At 69.1% G+C, this 16,665-nt stretch carries 16 protein-coding genes and 1 pseudogene; 6 read left to right on the top strand and 11 right to left on the bottom strand.

The genetic code is table 11. The features are described from left to right. Nucleotides 1-108: 108 nt before the first annotated feature. Genes SMIR_RS41240 through SMIR_RS41230 form a run of 3 tightly spaced genes read right to left on the bottom strand, consistent with a single transcriptional unit; the run spans nt 109 to nt 1,923 of the window. Complete coding sequence (locus tag SMIR_RS41240) at nt 109-1,017, bottom strand: M56 family metallopeptidase (RefSeq protein ID WP_212728625.1); 909 nt, start codon at nt 1,015-1,017, stop codon at nt 109-111. After that, the gene (locus SMIR_RS41235; protein WP_212728624.1) at nt 1,014-1,382 is read right to left on the bottom strand and encodes a BlaI/MecI/CopY family transcriptional regulator; all 369 of its coding nucleotides are present in this window, start codon (nt 1,380-1,382) and stop codon (nt 1,014-1,016) included. The genes SMIR_RS41240 and SMIR_RS41235 overlap by 4 nt, the downstream gene beginning before the upstream one ends. Then, nucleotides 1,366-1,923 (bottom strand): hypothetical protein, encoded by a 558-nt coding sequence (locus tag SMIR_RS41230; RefSeq protein ID WP_212728623.1) that lies wholly within the window; start codon nt 1,921-1,923, stop codon nt 1,366-1,368. Before SMIR_RS41230 ends, SMIR_RS41235 begins: the two co-directional genes overlap by 17 nt. Nucleotides 1,924-2,068: 145 nt before the next feature. Between SMIR_RS41230 and SMIR_RS41225 the strand changes: the two genes are divergently transcribed. The 4 genes from SMIR_RS41225 to SMIR_RS41210 all read left to right on the top strand — a co-directional run bounded on the left by SMIR_RS41225 (nt 2,069) and on the right by SMIR_RS41210 (nt 5,629). Further along, on the top strand, nt 2,069-2,515 hold the full coding sequence (locus tag SMIR_RS41225; RefSeq protein ID WP_249938685.1) for a DUF6153 family protein: 447 nt from the start codon (nt 2,069-2,071) through the stop codon (nt 2,513-2,515). Between the two features lie 95 nt (nt 2,516-2,610). After that, nucleotides 2,611-3,255, top strand: a complete 645-nt coding sequence (locus tag SMIR_RS41220) for a DUF305 domain-containing protein (protein WP_212728621.1) — start codon at nt 2,611-2,613, stop codon at nt 3,253-3,255. A gap of 354 nt (nt 3,256-3,609) precedes the next feature. After that, nucleotides 3,610-4,737 (top strand): HoxN/HupN/NixA family nickel/cobalt transporter, encoded by a 1,128-nt coding sequence (locus SMIR_RS41215; RefSeq protein ID WP_212728620.1) that lies wholly within the window; start codon nt 3,610-3,612, stop codon nt 4,735-4,737. A gap of 85 nt (nt 4,738-4,822) precedes the next feature. Further along, a complete protein-coding gene (locus SMIR_RS41210) occupies nt 4,823-5,629 on the top strand; it encodes a nucleotidyltransferase domain-containing protein (protein WP_212728619.1) in 807 nt (268 codons plus the stop codon). 14 nt (nt 5,630-5,643) lie between these two features. Here the strand turns inward: SMIR_RS41210 and SMIR_RS41205 are convergent, their stop codons facing one another. Together SMIR_RS41205 and SMIR_RS41200 are read right to left on the bottom strand one after the other, a co-directional pair. Further along, on the bottom strand, nt 5,644-6,285 hold the full coding sequence (locus SMIR_RS41205) for a DUF2218 domain-containing protein (RefSeq protein ID WP_212728618.1): 642 nt from the start codon (nt 6,283-6,285) through the stop codon (nt 5,644-5,646). A gap of 114 nt (nt 6,286-6,399) precedes the next feature. Further along, nucleotides 6,400-7,023, bottom strand: coding sequence for a class I SAM-dependent methyltransferase (locus tag SMIR_RS41200; RefSeq protein ID WP_212728617.1), 624 nt, complete (start codon nt 7,021-7,023; stop codon nt 6,400-6,402). A 120-nt stretch (nt 7,024-7,143) separates the two neighbouring features. On the opposite strand from SMIR_RS41200, the pseudogene SMIR_RS41195 reads away from it, so the two are divergent. After that, a pseudogene (locus tag SMIR_RS41195) lies at nt 7,144-7,722 on the top strand (TetR/AcrR family transcriptional regulator); the annotation flags it as partial. Nucleotides 7,723-8,453: 731 nt separating this feature from the next. On the opposite strand, the gene SMIR_RS41190 reads toward SMIR_RS41195, so the two are convergent. Beyond that, nucleotides 8,454-9,221 (bottom strand): methyltransferase domain-containing protein, encoded by a 768-nt coding sequence (locus SMIR_RS41190; RefSeq protein ID WP_212728910.1) that lies wholly within the window; start codon nt 9,219-9,221, stop codon nt 8,454-8,456. Nucleotides 9,222-9,249: 28 nt separating this feature from the next. Between SMIR_RS41190 and SMIR_RS41185 the strand changes: the two genes are divergently transcribed. Beyond that, the gene (locus tag SMIR_RS41185) at nt 9,250-9,681 is read left to right on the top strand and encodes a MerR family transcriptional regulator (RefSeq protein ID WP_212728615.1); all 432 of its coding nucleotides are present in this window, start codon (nt 9,250-9,252) and stop codon (nt 9,679-9,681) included. 57 nt (nt 9,682-9,738) lie between these two features. Here the strand turns inward: SMIR_RS41185 and SMIR_RS41180 are convergent, their stop codons facing one another. The 5 genes from SMIR_RS41180 to SMIR_RS41160 form a co-directional block, all read right to left on the bottom strand. Further along, nucleotides 9,739-10,503, bottom strand: coding sequence for a hypothetical protein (locus SMIR_RS41180; RefSeq protein WP_212728614.1), 765 nt, complete (start codon nt 10,501-10,503; stop codon nt 9,739-9,741). Nucleotides 10,504-11,071: 568 nt separating this feature from the next. Beyond that, nucleotides 11,072-12,397, bottom strand: a complete 1,326-nt coding sequence (locus tag SMIR_RS41175; RefSeq protein WP_422664543.1) for a type II restriction enzyme NmeDI-related protein — start codon at nt 12,395-12,397, stop codon at nt 11,072-11,074. Nucleotides 12,398-12,723: 326 nt separating this feature from the next. Next, nucleotides 12,724-13,263 carry a hypothetical protein gene (locus SMIR_RS41170; RefSeq protein ID WP_212728613.1) on the bottom strand — a complete coding sequence of 180 codons (540 nt, stop codon included), beginning with the start codon at nt 13,261-13,263 and terminating at the stop codon, nt 12,724-12,726. Continuing rightward, a complete protein-coding gene (locus tag SMIR_RS41165) occupies nt 13,260-14,237 on the bottom strand; it encodes a WD40/YVTN/BNR-like repeat-containing protein (RefSeq protein WP_212728612.1) in 978 nt (325 codons plus the stop codon). The genes SMIR_RS41170 and SMIR_RS41165 overlap by 4 nt, the downstream gene beginning before the upstream one ends. A gap of 328 nt (nt 14,238-14,565) precedes the next feature. Beyond that, nucleotides 14,566-15,759, bottom strand: a complete 1,194-nt coding sequence (locus tag SMIR_RS41160; RefSeq protein ID WP_212728611.1) for a DUF1996 domain-containing protein — start codon at nt 15,757-15,759, stop codon at nt 14,566-14,568. Between the last annotated feature and the right edge of the window lie 906 nt (nt 15,760-16,665).

Raw genomic sequence — 16,665 nt, 5'->3', positions numbered from 1 at the left:
CTCGTGTGGCGCCCCCGGGCGCGAACAGGAAGACGGGTCGGAATTCCTGGGAGGTGCCTCCGGTTAATTGCGCAACTGGGGATCACGCGGCGGGCCCTGAACGCGAGATCAGGGCCCGCACGCCACCAGCAGCGGCAGCAGCGGAGCCGCGATGGTCGCCGCCACTACGCCCAGCCACGTCGCACGGTGCGGCCGCGGCTGCGGAGTAAGCACGCGGCGCAGTCTGATGAGGGCGCCCGATCCACCCGCGCCGAGGGCCGCCTGGGGTGTCTGGCCGGCCGCCACCTCGCACATCGCGGTGGCCAGCGCCTCACGGGGATGGAACCGCAGGGCGCGGTCATCCGCGATCATCTCCACCAGCAGACCGGTCTGCTCCTTGGCGTGCCGGGCGAGCGGCAGACCGCGGAAGGCGCGCGAAAACGCGTCCACCTGGACATGGAGCAAGTGATGCCGGCCCTGGAGATGCGCCCGCTCGTGCTCCAGCACGGCCCGCAACTGCACCTCGGACAGGACGTCCAGGGCACCCCGGGTGATGACGATGCGACGACAGCGGCCGGGCAGGCAGTAGACGGCCGGGACTTCGTGGTCCACGACGGTGGCGCCGTATTCGGGCGCCGGTTCGCCGACGAGGGTGAGCATGTCGAGGTGACGCTGCCGTGCTCGGCGTGCTCGCCAGGAATTGCGCACAAGCCAGCCGAGAGGCAGCAGCACGATCACGACGGGAGCGGCGAGCACCAGGACGTCACCAAGAGTCGGCGAGGACTCGCCCGCCGGGGCGTCGGCGGCCAGACCGCAGGCGCTGAGCAGCCCGATGAGGCCGTCGTGCACATGCTGTTCGGTGAGGGCCAGGTGGTACACCGAGAGAGCGGTGGCGACGACGAACGTCACCATGAGGCCCTGCCACGCGAGGACCGCGAGAACCGGCGCGCGATGGGGCCACGTCGCCCGGGTCAGCAGGGAAGGCACCGCGACGCCCACCAGGACCGCATATGCGGCCAGCGCCACGGCTGTGATCATGCCTCGCTCCGCCTCTTGACTGCTCGGAGAGCCGAGCGTAGTGCGTCCGCTTCCTCAGGCGTGATCTGTTCCAGGAAACTGGCCAGGGTTCCCGCCGGATCCGGGTTGCCGCCCAGCGCATCCTGCATCAGCGACGCCGTGTACTGCTGACGGGTGCAGGTGGGTGTGTACAGCCAGGCCCGTCCCTCTTTGTGCCGCTTGAGCATGCCCTTGCGGTGCAGGATGTCGGCCACGGTCTTGACCGTGCTGTAGGCGATGGGCCGCTGCTTGTTGATGTCCGTCAGAACGTCGCGCGCGGTCGTCGGCCGCCCCCAGGCCCACAGGCGGTACATGATCTCCGCCTCGAGCTCACCCAGCTGACGCACGACCGCTCCCTTCGCCCCCGGAGTGCGAGCCCTCCGGCACCAGTGGACGTTCATCGTAGTCCGCGGCGCCTTCGCGCCCTGCTGAGTCATGAGGAGCGGGGACACTCGGCACCGGGCACGCCTCCGCCGTGCGCAGGCGTCGCACCAGGGCATGCACGAGCAGGGCCAGCGAGGCGACGGCCAGCACCGGCTGCGCGGGGGCCCAGTACGAGAGGGCTCCACTGACCCCGAGTGCGAGGACCACGAGCTTGTTGCAGATCGGACAGCCGACGGCGAACGCGGACAGTACCCCCGCGAACAGTGCGCGGCGCCCGCGAGGGCCTTCGCTCCGCACGGCCGGCGGCTGTCCCAGGTAGGTCGCCGCCAGCAGGCCCATGAGCAGCGACGAGACCGCCCAGACCGGATAGTTCCACCACAGTACCGGGGTCATCCGGGTGTAGAAGGACGTGGGGACAACCCCGGTCGGCACGCCGATCGCGACACCGGCGGCGAGGGCGACGGCCACCGCCGCCGCCCACTGCCGTGGCATCCATGTACGCATGGGCCCGCCTCTCTGCCGTAACCATCAATGCCAAACAGCTTAGTAGAACAGCCGAAGCCTGACCCGTCACAGTGTCCACGGCTCCGCTTGGGTACTGTCGGACGGAGAGATCCGGAGAGACCGAAGCGGAGATCCCGGAGTGCATGTGAGCCGATCCGTACGCACAGGAGGCGCCCTGGGGCACCTGCTGCTCGTCGTCGTGCTCGCGCTGGGCGTCTTCGTCATGCACACCGTGGGGCACCCCGATACGTCGTCCGGGCCCAACATGAGCGTCGCGGCCCACGCATCGACGGCGCACACGCCCGCAGCAGCCCACGACCCCATTGGGGCTCCGGCATCCCTGGAGCAGAGCCACGCGACGCACTCCACTCACGCGTCATCCAGGGACAAGCCCGCCATGGCGATGGACATGCTCTCGCTGTGCATGGCGGTGATGTTCAGCGCGTGGGCGCTCGCCGCGCTCCTGCGAATGGCGCTCGCCCGCCATCCTGACTGGCTGGCGAAGTTCCTCGCCGAGGCGCCCGTCATGCTGCGGCCGAATCCCCCACCCCGCGGCCCCGATCTCACCCAGTTGTCGGTCCTGCGGCTGTAAGCCGAACCGCCCTCGCGGACGCGTGTTCACGCGCGGTCCCGCGACGACGCGTACGCCAAAACAGCCAGAGAACCAACACACGAGGTGAATTCACGATGACTGCCTTCACGCGCGCCCTCCGCCGCAAGCCCACCCGCCGCATCGCGGCCGTCTGCGTCGTAGCCGCGGGAGCCCTGGTGCTCTCCGCCTGTAGCAGCAGCGACGGCATGAGCGGCATGAGTGGCATGGACCACGGCAGCAGCAAGAGCTCGGCCACAGCGACGGCGACCGCCAAGGCCGCGGACTTCAACGAAAAAGACGTCACCTTCGCTCAGAGCATGATCCCGCACCACAAGCAGGCCGTGGAGATGGCCCAGCTGGCCGACGGCCGCGCCTCCGACTCGGAGATCAAGGACCTGGCCGCGAAGATCGAGAAGGCCCAGGACCCCGAGATCAAGACCATGACGGGCTGGCTCCAGTCCTGGGGCAAGCCGACTGCCATGGGCGACATGCCCGGGATGAGCATGGGCGACGGCATGATGTCCGACAAGGACATGAAGTCGCTCAAGGCCATGAAGGGCACGGAGTTCGACAAGATGTTCGCCCAGATGATGATCGACCACCACAACGGGGCGATCAGCATGGCCAAGACCGAGCAGAAGAGCGGCCAGAACGCCGACGCCAAGAAGATGGCCGACGACATCGTCACCGGCCAGTCCGCCGAGGTCAAGCAGCTCCAGAGCATTCTTGACCGGCTCTGAGCCTCGTCGACGCGCCCGCCGTTCGGTACGCGTCGCGCACTGACCGCCCGGGCTCCGCGGACTACACGCCGGGGAGCCCGGGCGGTCGCCCTCCCACTCCCGAAGGACGGCGGCAAGACCGTCACCGAGCGCCTCACCGTCGAGTCGAGCGGTGGGCACTGAACCGGGCACGAGGGCCACGCCGAGCGTGCGGCGGTGTCGGGGCCGGCGTGGCTGGTCCCGGCCGGCACCAGCCGGACACCGCCGCCGCTCCGAACCCCGGGCTGACAGCCGCCAAGCCTTACTGCATATGCTTCGCATGTAACTCCTCAGCGCAGTAGGACATGGCCGAGATCGCCCCGAGGGAAGCAGCCCATGAGTACGCATGCCGCGTCCGTTCGGCGAAGCCGCCGGTTCGACCGAGGCGAGATACGCCGACTGGTCGCGATGTACGGCTTCGTCGCGGCGCTGCACATCGCGGGCTTCGGCCTGTTCGCGTACTACAACGCCCACTACCACGGCCTCGCCGACAGCCAGGGCGAGCTGCTGTACGCGGGGGCGGCCGGGCTGGCGTACACGCTGGGGATGCGGCACGCCTTCGACGCCGACCACATCTCGGCGATCGATGACACCACCCGTTATCTGCTGCAGAAGGGCAAGCGCCCGCTCGGTCTGGGCCTGGCCTTCTCGCTCGGGCACTCGTCCGTCGTCTTCGGCCTCTCCGTGGGCATCGCCTTCGCCGCGCAGGCCGCGAACCGTTTCCAGGCCGGCTTCGCCGACATCGGCGGCGTCGTCGGCACGCTGGTCTCCGGCGTTTTCCTGTACGCCATCGCCGCGCTGAACTTCGCCGTGCTGCGTGGCATCTTCCGAACCTGGCGCGAGGCGAAGGCGGGCCGTCATGAGCCGGAGGAACTGGAGCAGCTGCTCGCCGACCGGGGGCTGATGAACCGGGTCTTCAAGGGCCGCTACAACAGGTTCATCGAGCACAGCTGGCAGCTGTACTTCGTGGGGCTGCTCTTCGGCCTCGGCTTCGACACCGCCACCCAGGTCGGCGCGCTGGGCCTGGCGGCGGGTTCCGCCGCGGACGGCCACTTGCCGCCGCTCGCCATCATCGCGCTGCCGCTGATCTTCGCCGCGGGCATGAGCCTGATGGACACGACCGACGGCGTGTTCATGGCGAAGGCGTACGAGTGGTCGTTCTCGAACCCGGTGCGCAAGATCTACTACAACCTCACCATGACCGGCCTCTCGATCTTCGTGGCCTTCGTGGTGGGCACGGTCGAGCTGGTCTCCCTGCTCGCGGAGCGCCTGGGTGCGGCCAACCGGGCCCCGTGGTCGTGGCTGGCCGCCGTCGACCTCAACACGATCGGCATCGTCATCGTGGTCACCTTCCTGGTGACCTGGGTCGGCGCCGTCACGTTGTGGAAGCTGCGCCGCTTCGACGAACGGTATCCCGCGCACCGTACGACGGTTGACGCGGAACCGGATCCCGCCTCCGTCTGACGCGGCCCAGTCGGCGATCGGAACCTACGAAGATCGCTTCCTCGCTCGGCGGGGCTCGGCGTGGTCCCTGGCAGGATCATCTGACATGACCGTTCCCGTCCTCGTCCGCACCGTGGCCGACGCCTACCTGGCGGCCGTCGACGGCGAAGTTCCGGGCCTCGTGGAGGGCTTCTACCTGCTCGGCTCGGTGGCCCTGGACGATTTCCACCCCGGCAGCAGCGACATCGACTTCGTCGCCGTCACGTCCGGTGAGCCGGACGCCGGCCAGGTCGCCGCCCTCGCACGCGTACACGGGCAGCCGCGCCGGCCGGTCCTCGACGGCATCTACGCCACCTGGAGCGATCTCATGAACGCCCCTGACCTGGCGGCTCCGGGACCGCACATCCACGGCACCACCCTGCACCGCTTCTGCACGCACCAGCGGCACCCCGTCACCTGGCACACGCTGGCCCAACACGGCGTGGCGATCCGCGGACCGCACCCGAGCGAACTCACCGTCGCCACGGACCGGCAGGCGCTCGCCGAGTGGTGCCTGGGCAACCTGGACGGGTACTGGCGCTCGTGGTGGCAGCGCAGCAGCCGCCTGTTCAGCAAGCCCGGCCTGGTCTGTCTCGGTTCATGGGGCGCGGCGTGGGGTGTGCTCGGTGTCAGCCGAGACACCGTAGTCGCCGGCCAGATCACGTCCAAACGGGGCGCCGGCGAGTACGCGCGTACGGCCTTCGACACGCGCTGGCGCCGCATCATCGACGAGTGCCTGCGCATCCGTCTCGGGACGCAGAGTCCGTCGCTCTACCGCGGCCCGATCGCCCGTCGGACCGATGTCCTCGCCTTCATGAACATGGTCATCACTGACGCACACCACGTGGGTGGCCTCGGTCGCGGACCGGGCTGAAGCCGGCGCAGACATCAGTGCGCCTTCGGGGCTTTGCCACGGCGTACGACGAAGCGGCCCAGGCCGGTGAGCACAGTGACCTTCACCAGCACGACCGCCAGGAGGGCGCCCACGGCCCAGCCGGTCCACCGCCAGTTCGCGAGCAGGACGCCGCCCAGTCCGAGATGTACGGCAACGGCCAGTACGCCGACCGTTGCGAGAGCGGTCGTCCTGCCGCGCGATCGGCGTCGTGCCACTCCCCCTGAGGGCACGGGAGCGGCGCTGATGGCTTGGCCAGGAGATTCCGCGACGGCTTCGAGCCAGGTCACCTCCAGCTGCTCGCGCCTGCCGAACCTCTCGATGTGCCCCGAGACGAGGTCCTGGAGCCGCCCCAGGTTCTCCTCGTCGACGGCTTCGACGTGCACCGTGAGCGCGCCCGGGTCGGCCTGCAGCGCGCATCGGCCCCAGGGAAGACTGACCGTCCCCCGGGTCTCGGACCATTCGACCTGGGCCTGGGCTGCCACCGCCTGCATCTCGCGCAGCGCCTGCGCGTCACCGCCGTTGTGGGCACGCGGCCTGTGGCCCAGCTGCCGCCCCTTGTTGTCGAAGTGCTTGCAGAGTTGCACGAGATACCGGCTCGGGCGCTCGGTCTCGACGCGGGCTTCGGCAGTGCGCATGGGGATCCTTTCGCTGTGCGACTCCGCAGGGCGGACGCACTCGGGTGCACGGGTTCTGCCGGTACGGGCATCGACGGGCTCTCGCGGGTAGCAAGGTGCCCGCCCTGCGGAGGTTCAGATCCGGGTGAGGGCGACCAGCCAGGCCTGGATGCCGTCCGGAGTGGTGGTGATGTCGATCGTGGCCGGTTCGATCGAGTCGATCCGCCACCCGTCGGCGAACGCAGCCTCGACCTCCTCCCGCGTCAGTTTGTGCACGCGTCCCCACTCGGTCGGCTCCCGGTCGCTGAAGCCGAGCATGAAGTAGCGGCCACCCACCGGCACCACCGAGCGCAGGCTGTCGGCGTAGGCCGCGCGGTCGTCGCCGTCGAAGATGTGGAAGAGCCCGCAGTCGAGCACGGTGTCGAACTGCTCGCCCAGATCGGCCAGTTGACGGGCGTCATGGCGGCGGAAGCGGGCCCTGCGGCCTCGTTCGCGCGCCTTGTTCTCGGCCGCGTGCAGGGCATTGGAGGCGAGGTCGATACCTGTCGCGTCCAGGCCGAGACCGGCCGCCATGAGCGCGTGCTCGCCGGTTCCGCAGCCCAGGTCAAGCACCCGGCCCTTGATGGCACCAGCGTGGGCAAGGTCCAGAAACGCCGGTTGAGGTCGGCCGATGTCCCACGGCGGCCGGCTGATGTACAGGTCCTCGGGCTTCCGTGAGGTCTCGGGATCGTAGTGGGGGTGGGGGGTCGAGCCAGGCATGCTCGCGTCCTTCCCGTAGCCGTGATTGTCCGGGTCCCCGTGACGACTCCAGATTTATCAATACAGGTTGTCGATGTCAATCCAAGATGTCTTCACATCGGCGAGTCGTACACTGGAGCGGTGCCGAAGCTGTGGAACGAGACGATCGACGCGCACCGGGCAGCGGTGCGTACCGCGGTCATGGACACCACCGCGGCGCTCGTCGCCGAGCACGGACTGACGTCGGTGACGATGTCGCAGATCGCCAAGGAGTCCGGCATCGGCCGGGCGACGCTGTACAAGTACTTTCCGGACGTCGAAGCGATCCTGCTCGCCTGGCACGAACGGCAGATCAGCGACCACCTGAGCCACCTGGCCGAAGTCCGGGACCGGGCCGGGGCCGCCGGCGAGCAACTCGAAGCCGTACTGGAGGCGTTCGCCCTCATCTCCCACGAGTCCCGCGGGCACCGCGACACCGAACTCGCGGGGTTCCTCCACCGGGATCAGCACGTCACCGAGGCGGAGCAGCAACTCCACGGCATGATCCTGGACTTGGTGACCGAGGACGTACGGGCGGGCCACCTCCGGGACGACATCGTCCCTGGCGAGCTTGCGACCTACTGCCTCCACGCCCTCACCGCAGCCGGCAACCTGCCCTCCAAGGCCGCGGTCCACCGACTCGTCACGGTCACCCTGGCCGGGATGCGCCCCGATGAGACTCCTCCCGATTCCGTCGGAGCCCGAAAGCGCCCCCGCCGCTCCAGCGGAACCTCCGGTTCTTCCCCGGTCGAGCCACCGCATGTCCCATGGCGCCACTCGGCGCGTGGTCACGAGTCGACCGATTCATGACCAGTCAGACAGCTCCCGGGCCTATGCGGGGCCGACCGCGGTGCGTCGGCCCCTCCCCATTCGAGCTGGGCATTCTCGGCCGCAGACCAGATTGAATGAACACGGGGCACCAGCCGCCCTCCCCTCCGGCCGAGGTGACGCGTTTGGCCGGATATCCGCCTTGGCAATCCGGCAAGGCGGACGTATTCCAAGGAGACCTGAAAAATCGGGTACACCCGGCAGTGCCGGAGGTGGCAGGCCGCGGCGCAGGTCAGGGGGCGGGCGAACCACCGGGGACGGGTCCACGCATTCCCCCACGACGGGACCGGCCCTCATCGCATCGCACCGCAGATCTGCGTGGCCGCCGCCGGAAGGGAGGGACGCATGTCCCCGAAGGCCACGGCGAAGGCAGGAACAGAGAAGTACCAGGTCCCCGGTGAGTTGACGCCGGCCGAGCCGCTTGAGCGGGCGCGCAGCCAGTTCAACTCCGGCCCCTCTACCGGAAGTTCGGTTTCACCGACACAGCACCCGAGTCCTTCGGCATGGCGCGCTTCATGCCGGCGGACTGACGACCGGGTCGAGTTGGACCCATCGGCCCTCGGTACCGTAGGGGCCCTCCGATCTCACGGCTGAGCGGTCGCAGCGGCCACGAACATCGGCAACGCCAGGAACATCCGGTCGGCCTCGGCGCGATCGCGCTGTTCGGCGATCCACACGTCCGCCTGACCACGACTCACCGCCCCGGCCGAGCGGGCCCCTTCGGCCAGTCCGACCAGCACCGGCGTCATCGCCGGACCGGTGAACACTCCGGTGTGGATCTCGACCGTCACCTCCTCGAAGCCCGCCGCCAGCAGCAGGTTTCGGTAGCGCCGCGACGCCCGCGGGCCCGGCACGAGATCGGCGCGGGCGTGGACGATGGTGCGGGTGAGGGCCGGATGGTCGGAGTCGATGACGAAGGTGTCCCAGTCCTGCCTGACCAGCACGATCCGCCCGCCCGGGACCAGGATCCGCTGCGCCTCCGCCAACGCCCGCTCAGGCTCGCCCAGTTCATGGAAGACCTTGTCTGCCCGATAGCCGTCCATCGTGGCGTCCGCGAACGGCAGCTCGTACGCTCCCGCGACCCGGAACTCCGCGTCGGGCCACCGCTCTCTGGCCGCCGCGATCATCCGCTCGTCCGGATCCACTCCGACGGCCTTCGCGCCTTCTTCCGCCAGCTCGGCAACGGCGCGCCCCGCGCCGCAGCCCACGTCGACGACCAGGGTCCCGGGTGCGATGCCGAGCAACCCATACGAGCGGCCCCGTAGTTCTGCCACGCCAGGCAGCCGGTCGGCCGCATCGAGCAGTGCGATGAGTTCATCCGCCGCGTGTTCCGTTTCCTGCTCCTTGGACATGACTGCCAGGCTGCGGCTTAATGTCGGCATGAAGTCAAGCGGCGAGGACGAGACCTTGAGCATCGGCGCCGTCGCGGAGCGTTTCGGTCTGGCCACCCATGTCCTGCGCCACTGGGAGACGATGGGTCTGCTGACTCCCGTGCGCGATACCGCCGGCCGGCGCCGCTACCGCACCGCCGACCTCACTCGCGTGGCGGTCATTCTCCGCGCCAAGGAGGCCGGCCTGTCGCTGGACACCATCCGGTCCGTGGCCGCCACCGCCGAACCCGCCGTACGCCGGGACATCCTGCGGCAGGAGGCCGCGGCTCTGCGCTTCCGCATCGCCGCCGCAAGGGCCTCGCTCGAACTCATCGAATGCGCCCTGGACTGCGGCCACGAGGACTTCACGCAGTGCTCCCACTTCCGGCAGATGGTCGCCGACCGCATCGGCATCGGCGCGGCTGTCCAGGTCCCGGTATGAGACCGGGGGCGGAAGACGGCCGGATCACTCCGGCCGTCTCGCACCGCCGGTTGGGCGTCAGCTCGCCCAGAACACGTAGGTGATCACGGCGTTGCCCTTGCCGAAGTCACGGACGTACGTGTCGACGCCCGTCGAGGCGGAGTGCTCCACGCGCTTGCCCCAGCTCTTCTTGCTGTTGCCGACCGCCGGTACGGCTGCGGCCAGGCCGACTGTGCTGGACGAGTCGGTGTGGGAGTAGATGGTCGAGAGCTCGCTGTAGTCGTGGGAGTTGGGGTGGAGGTTGCTGGGCGGCCCGTCGGGGCTGTTGGTGTAGTCCATGCACGTGCCCAGGTTGGCGTTGGTCTGGTTCGTGTCCTGGTGGTCCAGGCCGAAGGTGTGCCCGACCTCCTGGCACATCACCATGGTTCTCCAGGACGGCGTGTTGTACGTCGAGGTGTTGAAGTACGTGTCGTTGACCTTGACCGTGCCCGAGCTGATGTGGGTGCTGCTGGACAGCGATATCGAGGCGAGGCCCAGCCAGCCGTTGTTGCCGTACGTGCTGTTGCACACCTCGACGCGCCCGCTGGTGGCCCGGCAAGCGCTGTTCGACTGCCCGGTCACGACGGTGGTGTCGAGCACCGCGGACGAGGACCAGTCGCTCGACGCGGTGCTCAGGTAGGTCTTCCAACCGGAGCTGAGGTTGTCGCCGAGCTTGAGGGTGAAGGGGTTGGACGTGCGGGCCCAGTGGTAGCCGCCCCACGAGTGGCTGGCCTGGGCGGATGTGGCGAGACTCAGTGTGGCGGCGGCCGCGGTCACGGCAGCGGCGAGCAGCTTCAGGCGCACGAGGGATCTCCTCTGATGGGGTGGGAAGCCACACGCGATCCCGGGTGCGCCCCTTCGTCGACGGCGCAGCCAAGATCGCGAACTACCTTGCGATGGTGCGGTGGTGACTGACCGTGCAGGTGAGACGGCATGCCAAACACCCGTGTGAGGCGGGCATGCCGACGGGGCTCTGGTCGACTCGAGGGAATCGAACTGGAGTTAGCGTAGGACCACTTTCAAGTTTTTGTCATGCCCACCATGCAAAGAAGCCGCCAACCTCCTTAGCGGACACAGAACAGAGCGGGCACTACGGTCAACAGCCGCAAACAGCCACGCGGCCAAGGGGATTCGGCGCGCGAAGGCGGCGCGCAACGTGCGTGACCCGCACGACGCCACACAGAGAACAGAGCACCGACACTCCGCGACTGGGCATGGGACAGGCACAGGCGTCGTCCGTCAGGCGCCGTGAAGAGAGGGCTGGCCGCCAGAGCCGACGCTCCGCCCTCGCCCGCAATCGCTAATCCTGATAGCGCGAAGGGCCGCCAGGAGCCGATCCGTACTCGTCTCAACTCCTCGCCCTCACAGCTCCTCAGCCCAGGTCGCGCGCAAGGGCTTCAACGGGGTGCAGCCCCTGGCCGAAGCGCATGATGGCCTCCCGGTTGGCGCGGAGTTCGCCGTACGGCAGGTAGCGCACCCGCAGGTCCGCGACCCGGCTGAAAGCGGGCCGCCGGATCTGGGCGCGGACCTCGTCCTCCCGGGCATCGGGCGCGACCAGATACATGCCGTGCGCGGCCTCGGGGTCGCCGCTCAGCGCGAGGTCGAGCATGCGCACGATGCCGGAGTAGATCGAGGTCGTGTGCTCCACCTCGAAGGCCGCGGCCACCCTACCCCCGGGCTCCAGCCACAGAACGTCGATCAGACCGATCGCCTCTGCCGCCGACGTTTCGGCGAGCGCAGGTGGCAGCTTGATCAGGCAGCCGTCGGCCAACCTCGCGCCCTGGTACTGGCGGTTGCGGTCGTTGGCCGCGATCCAGACCTGGAATCCCAGCGCCCGGCCCAGGTCACGCAGCCAGCCCTGGACCTCGGTGTGCGTGACGTCCTCGCGCTCGGCCTGCGCCCGCGCCTTCTCGGCCTTGGCGTCGGCGCGCACCTGCGCCAGATCGGCCTCCCACGCCGCTCGGGCCTCCGCGGTCGCCTCGGTGCTGAGAGGCGGCGGAGCGTAGCGGCCGGTTCCGAGGTCGAACAGGAGCCCTGCGACCGCGCCCAGGTCGTTCGACAACAGGCCGCGGTGGGCGCTGTTGAGCGCCAGGATCCCCTCCCGCATGGCCAGGTACTGGTCCCACTTGCCCAGCTTGACCTTCGCGCCGGTCAGGGCGTTGTAGCCGTTGACGATCGCCGTGTTGAACGGCGAGGCGATGGTCGGGTGCAGGAAGTAGAGAAGGTTCGCGGCCGCCGGCCCCAGTCCCTTGATGCCGCGAGCGGCCAGGGCCCGTATCGCGGTCAGGACCTGATCCTCCGTGGTGCAGCAGCGGCACGTCTCCAGCATGCGGGCGAAAGCAAGCTGGTTGTCCCGGTCCTCGTAGATGTCGGGGATCCGCAGCTTCGGCTTCCACAAGAAGGCGTGGTCCGCACCCTTGAACATCTGCCGCTGCTCGGCGATCGACCCCACGACGGTCTCGAGCGACGATCCCTTGTACGCCACTCCGAAGGTGTCCGCCTCCATCTCGCGCACGACCTGCTCGATGCCACGCCGGATGGACCGGAAGTTCTTGGTCCTCTCCTCCCACAGGAACCACGAGCGATACGTACCGCCGGAGTCCTCCCGCCACCTGCGGATGAGCGCGCCGACGGCTTCGTGATCGAGGTTGAGCACGCCGGAAGGCACGGAGGCAGGCACGGAGAGAGTCACAACCATGCATTCTGACACCGGATTTGGTGGAATGGGGAGGTAACGGGAGGGACAGGCAAAGGCGGACGAGGGAGCGCGCGGACCCCATGTTCGACCCCCGGCAGGCCCACACCCGATCCGCGTCAGACTTCTGGCGCCACGTACCGACAGCATCAGCCAGGTTCTCAGAGAGAGGTAGAAGGCTCCGACCGGATGCGGCCGGAGCATTCGCATTGCTTCTCGACGACGGCGCAACGGCCGCCGCCGACACCTAAGTGATCCGCTGCACGCCTTCAGTCGCTCGTCGATCGCCGGAACGCGGTGAGCAGCTCCCAAGGCCGTGGCGCCGCCAATCAGGAGGGCGCGGCCGACGGCTGGCCGCGGTACTCCGGGGGGAGAGCGCGGTTGACGCGTGCTGCGGCGGTGGGCGCGCAGTCGCGCAGGCTCTGGCGGGCGACCAGGAGCAGGGAGAGGGTGGTCCCGGTCTCGTCGTCGACGCGGAAGCTGGCGTCGGGGTAGCGCCGGGCAAAGGCGGTGACTGTGTCGGCGTCGCCCTCAAGCTCCGTGCGGGCCTTGCCGCTGGCCGCCGTACGGCATCGGGCGTCGATGTCGTGCAGCGCGTTGTGCATGCGCCGCACGTCGACGGCCGGTGGGGTGGACGCGGGCGTCGGGGTGCCGGCGGTGGTCGATGTGGTCGCCGATCCGCGCCGGTCGTCCGGCCCGCTCGCCCGCAGTACGCCGATGGTGCCCAGCGCGAGCGTCGCCACCACGGTGGCGATCAGCAGCGGCAGCCCGGGGATCCGGCGGGGCGTCGGGGTGTCTCCGCTGACGGGAGACTCCGGGAGATCACCGGTGGCGGGGCGTTCGGGGGCGGCGGGCCGCGGGTCCGTCACGCTGTCGCCTTCCAGGTGGTGCCCCCGTCGGTGCTGCGGTAGACGCGGGCGTTCTGGCCGTCGAGCACGCCCGCGTAGAGGGTCTTTCCGTCCGGGGCGTAGGCGACGGCGCTGGCGCCCTGCGGCAGGGCGGCCACCTTCCAGGTGGCGCCGCCGTCGGTGCTCAGCTCGGCGCCATTCATGCCGACGGCGATGATCTGTTGGGTGTCCTTGGGGTTCCAGGCGGCGGCCATCGCTCCCATCGGCCCGCCGAGGGACTTCCAGGTGCGTCCGCCGTCGCTGCTGCGCACCATCCCTTTGGACATGTCGGGGGCGATCAGCTTGGCGGGATCGGCGGGGTCGACCAGGATGCTGCCCATCATCGAGCGCCCGGCCTGGGCGTTGCGCACCTTCCAGCTGCGTCCGCCGTCGGTCGAGGCGATCAGCCCGGACTCCGGGGAGCCGACGTACAGGGTCTTGCCACTGCCGCCGAGCGCGTGCGCATCGGCCACCGCACCCGCCCCGGTGACCTTGGTGAAGGTCGCCCCGCCGTCGGTCGAGCGGAACAGCCCCGGATGCCCGCCCACCAGGACCGCGTCCGGCGTCTGCGCCCAGCCCATCGCGTCCGCGCCCTGCAGCGAGGAGACATCCTTCCACTGCTTGCCACCGTCACGGGACACCGCCACCGCCGCGTGGCCGCCCACGAACAGCCGGTTGCCGATCACGGTGACGGTGTGCAGATCGCCGCCCACCACGGGCGCCGACCCCGAACCGGCCGAAGTGCCGGAAGAACCACCGTCCCGTGCGGCCAGGTAGATCCCGCCACCGGCGACCACGAGAACGGCCAGTGCCGCGCCGGACCAGGCGACCTGGCGCTTGCGTCGCTCGGCGCGTCGTTCCGCTTCGGCCCGCTCCTTCACCGCCGCACGGCGCATGGCGGCGGCCGTGGCGCCACCCTGCTTGGTGTTGCGCGAAGAACCGGCTGTGGGGGTCATGCGCGGTGGTCCTTTTCTTCAACGGAAAGTGATGGGTCAGCGGGCCGGGACAGGGACGGCTTTCCCGCCGACCGGCAGACAGGCACACGGCCTGCGCCGGGTACACCCTCAGACGCCTAAGCAGTGTAGGAGACTGAATGTGCGAGCTGAGCAGGTCCGAGGAATGGCGCCAGGGCATCCGGCACCGGGCAGGCACAGGCCTCAGCTGTGCTCGCAGTCCGCTCGCTCAACCGCCGACGCGAACGGCAGCGTCGGCGGTTTCCCAGGCTGGTGCCCCGGCCCACCGGTTGGTGTGGCAGGCCGGGACAGCGGTGTGGAGGACGTCCGGTCAGCCGCAACGCCGACCGGAGTTGATGCAGTTCACCGCCTGCCGCATGAGCTGGTCACTCATGACGTTGATGAAGTCGGCGTGGTCGGTGACCGGGGCGTGCTGCTGGCCGGGGAAGGAGTCGACCGCGAACCTGGTCCGGTTCGGCTCCGTGAAGGTCAGCCGCTCGGTCAGCTGCGGCACAGCTTTGAAGCCCTGCGGGCAGGCTCCGGTGTTCGGGTCGGCGCCGACGATGTGGGAGCGGTGGTCGGCGCTGTCGATGTTCCTGCCGTCCCAGCAGCTGGAGAACGCGAAGCTGCGGACCACCTTGCTGCCGGCCGGGCAGATCGGGTACTTGTCCTTGAGCTGGACCTTGTTCTCGAAACCGGTGCAGGACCAGGAGGCGTTGGCGTTCTTGGTGCCGTTGGTGAACGCCTTGGCGTCACCGGTGATGACCCGCAGGAAGCGCGGCATCGCGGTCACCTTGCTGGTGGGGTTGCCCTTGAAAGTGATCTGGATTGAGGCCGGGGTGAGGACGGAACCTATGTTGCCCTCGGCGCCGCCGCCCTTCTGATTGGCGTCCGCGCCCTGCTTCGTCTGGTCGCGCAGGACCGGCCAGTAGTACGCGGACTGGTCGCCGTTGGTGCAGGAGGTGCCCTGCGCGGCCAGCGTGCCGTTGCTCGAGGTGTTGTCCACCTTGACGTTGCCGACGTAGTCGTGGGTGTGCTGGGCGCCGTCCGCGACGCCCGGGGCCACGATCACGTTGTCCGGGTTGTGCTGGCCCTCCGCATTGACACCGCAGCGGGAGCTGAAGGTACCGGAAGAGGCATTCGCCCCCTTCCTCGGAGCGTTGTTCCGGACGTTCGGGGCGACCTTCGTGATGTCGACGAAGTCACTGGCCAGAGGACCGATGACGGTCGACGTGGCCGATGGTGACGGTGACGCTGTGGCCTGGCCGTTGTTGCCGTTGTTCTGGTTGCCGCGGTGCCGGTTGTTGCCGCCCTGGCCTCCCCTCTGGACACCACCGGGGCCGCGGAGGACGTGGCTCCCTTGTTGGGCGCCGGTTCCGCGCTGCTGTCCGGTCTGGTGCGCGAAGGCACTCTGGCCCACCAGACCGAACAGGCCGCCCCCGCCGATCACGGCGAGCGCCGTGAACATGGCGAGACGCGGCTTGCTCATCCGGCGGCGGCGGTCGCGGGGTCGTCGATTACGCATGGAAACTCTCTCTCCTTCGCCCGTCACGCTGGGGCGAATTCAGGATGTGGGGGGTATGGGTGACCACAACGAGGGCCGCTCCCGGCGCCGGCGACGGAGGCACGAGGTCCACAGGGCTCACCGCGTTCACAGGGGCATCCCCGGCAACCCGGCCGAAATTGACCGGCCCGGCGTGCTCCGGGACTGCGTCACCGAGGTCACCTTGGTCTGGTCCACCAGGTTCCGCATCAGCCTGTTGCAGGTGGTGACGCGGAACTCTGTGACCGAGAAGAAGATCTGCTGCTGTCAGCTGGGTTGCACCCGAGAGATGACGCCCGGTCGAAGGGCCACGGTACGAACGTCGGCGTCCAGCGACGTATCACCGCTCGCCAGATGGGTGCCTGGGGTCGCCCCGGCACGTTCTTGCGCTTGCTTCCCGGCACTTCCTCCCTTCAACTCGGCCCTCTGATCCGTCAGCGGCTCGCACAGCCCGGCTGCCCCGGCCCCAGGGCGAATTCCCGGTCTGCCGCCATCAGCAGCCCGAACCAGGTGGACGGCACTCCGAGATCGGGGTTTGTGAGCGTCTTCTGCAGGTCCACCCAGGCCGGGGCGGGCAAACTCGGCCAAGGTCAGCACCAGCCCTCCGGCCGCCGGGAAGGTGGCCGGTGCCTGCCGGCCAGCAGGCACCGCTCCTCCTCGTGTCAGACAGATTCGGATACCCCCGCCCCGTATCTTGGGCTGCGACCGGCACACTAGCCCGCCGACCTGCCCTTGGCGAGGCCTCGACACACATTCGCGATTCTCAGGACGCGGGTGGCCAATCCTCAGTACGCTCACGAATTCGCCGTGCGCCAGTAAGGCCTACGGCAGGCGATTACTCGGCAAAGAGATCGCCCGGCGTTGAACGCCACCTGCAGCTCCTCCGTA

It is taken from the genome of Streptomyces mirabilis (genome assembly GCF_018310535.1).
In the GTDB taxonomy this organism is placed as follows: domain Bacteria; phylum Actinomycetota; class Actinomycetes; order Streptomycetales; family Streptomycetaceae; genus Streptomyces.
Note: the sequence above shows the minus strand (reverse complement) of the source record. Positions and strands in the feature narration are given on the sequence as shown.

What these genes read in the sequence shown, in the direction of transcription:
- SMIR_RS41165 (WP_212728612.1), bottom strand. Translation starts at nt 14,237, where the DNA reads ATGACCCCCACAGCCGGTTCTTCGCGCAACACCAAGCAGGGTGGCGCC.
- SMIR_RS41230 (WP_212728623.1), bottom strand. Translation starts at nt 1,923, where the DNA reads ATGCGTACATGGATGCCACGGCAGTGGGCGGCGGCGGTGGCCGTCGCC.
- SMIR_RS41220 (WP_212728621.1), top strand. Translation starts at nt 2,611, where the DNA reads ATGACTGCCTTCACGCGCGCCCTCCGCCGCAAGCCCACCCGCCGCATC.
- SMIR_RS41215 (WP_212728620.1), top strand. Translation starts at nt 3,610, where the DNA reads ATGAGTACGCATGCCGCGTCCGTTCGGCGAAGCCGCCGGTTCGACCGA.
- SMIR_RS41205 (WP_212728618.1), bottom strand. Translation starts at nt 6,285, where the DNA reads ATGCGCACTGCCGAAGCCCGCGTCGAGACCGAGCGCCCGAGCCGGTAT.
- SMIR_RS41185 (WP_212728615.1), top strand. Translation starts at nt 9,250, where the DNA reads ATGAAGTCAAGCGGCGAGGACGAGACCTTGAGCATCGGCGCCGTCGCG.
- SMIR_RS41240 (WP_212728625.1), bottom strand. Translation starts at nt 1,017, where the DNA reads ATGATCACAGCCGTGGCGCTGGCCGCATATGCGGTCCTGGTGGGCGTC.
- SMIR_RS41160 (WP_212728611.1), bottom strand. Translation starts at nt 15,759, where the DNA reads ATGCGTAATCGACGACCCCGCGACCGCCGCCGCCGGATGAGCAAGCCG.
- SMIR_RS41190 (WP_212728910.1), bottom strand. Translation starts at nt 9,221, where the DNA reads ATGTCCAAGGAGCAGGAAACGGAACACGCGGCGGATGAACTCATCGCA.
- SMIR_RS41175 (WP_422664543.1), bottom strand. Translation starts at nt 12,397, where the DNA reads ATGGTTGTGACTCTCTCCGTGCCTGCCTCCGTGCCTTCCGGCGTGCTC.
- SMIR_RS41200 (WP_212728617.1), bottom strand. Translation starts at nt 7,023, where the DNA reads ATGCCTGGCTCGACCCCCCACCCCCACTACGATCCCGAGACCTCACGG.
- SMIR_RS41210 (WP_212728619.1), top strand. Translation starts at nt 4,823, where the DNA reads ATGACCGTTCCCGTCCTCGTCCGCACCGTGGCCGACGCCTACCTGGCG.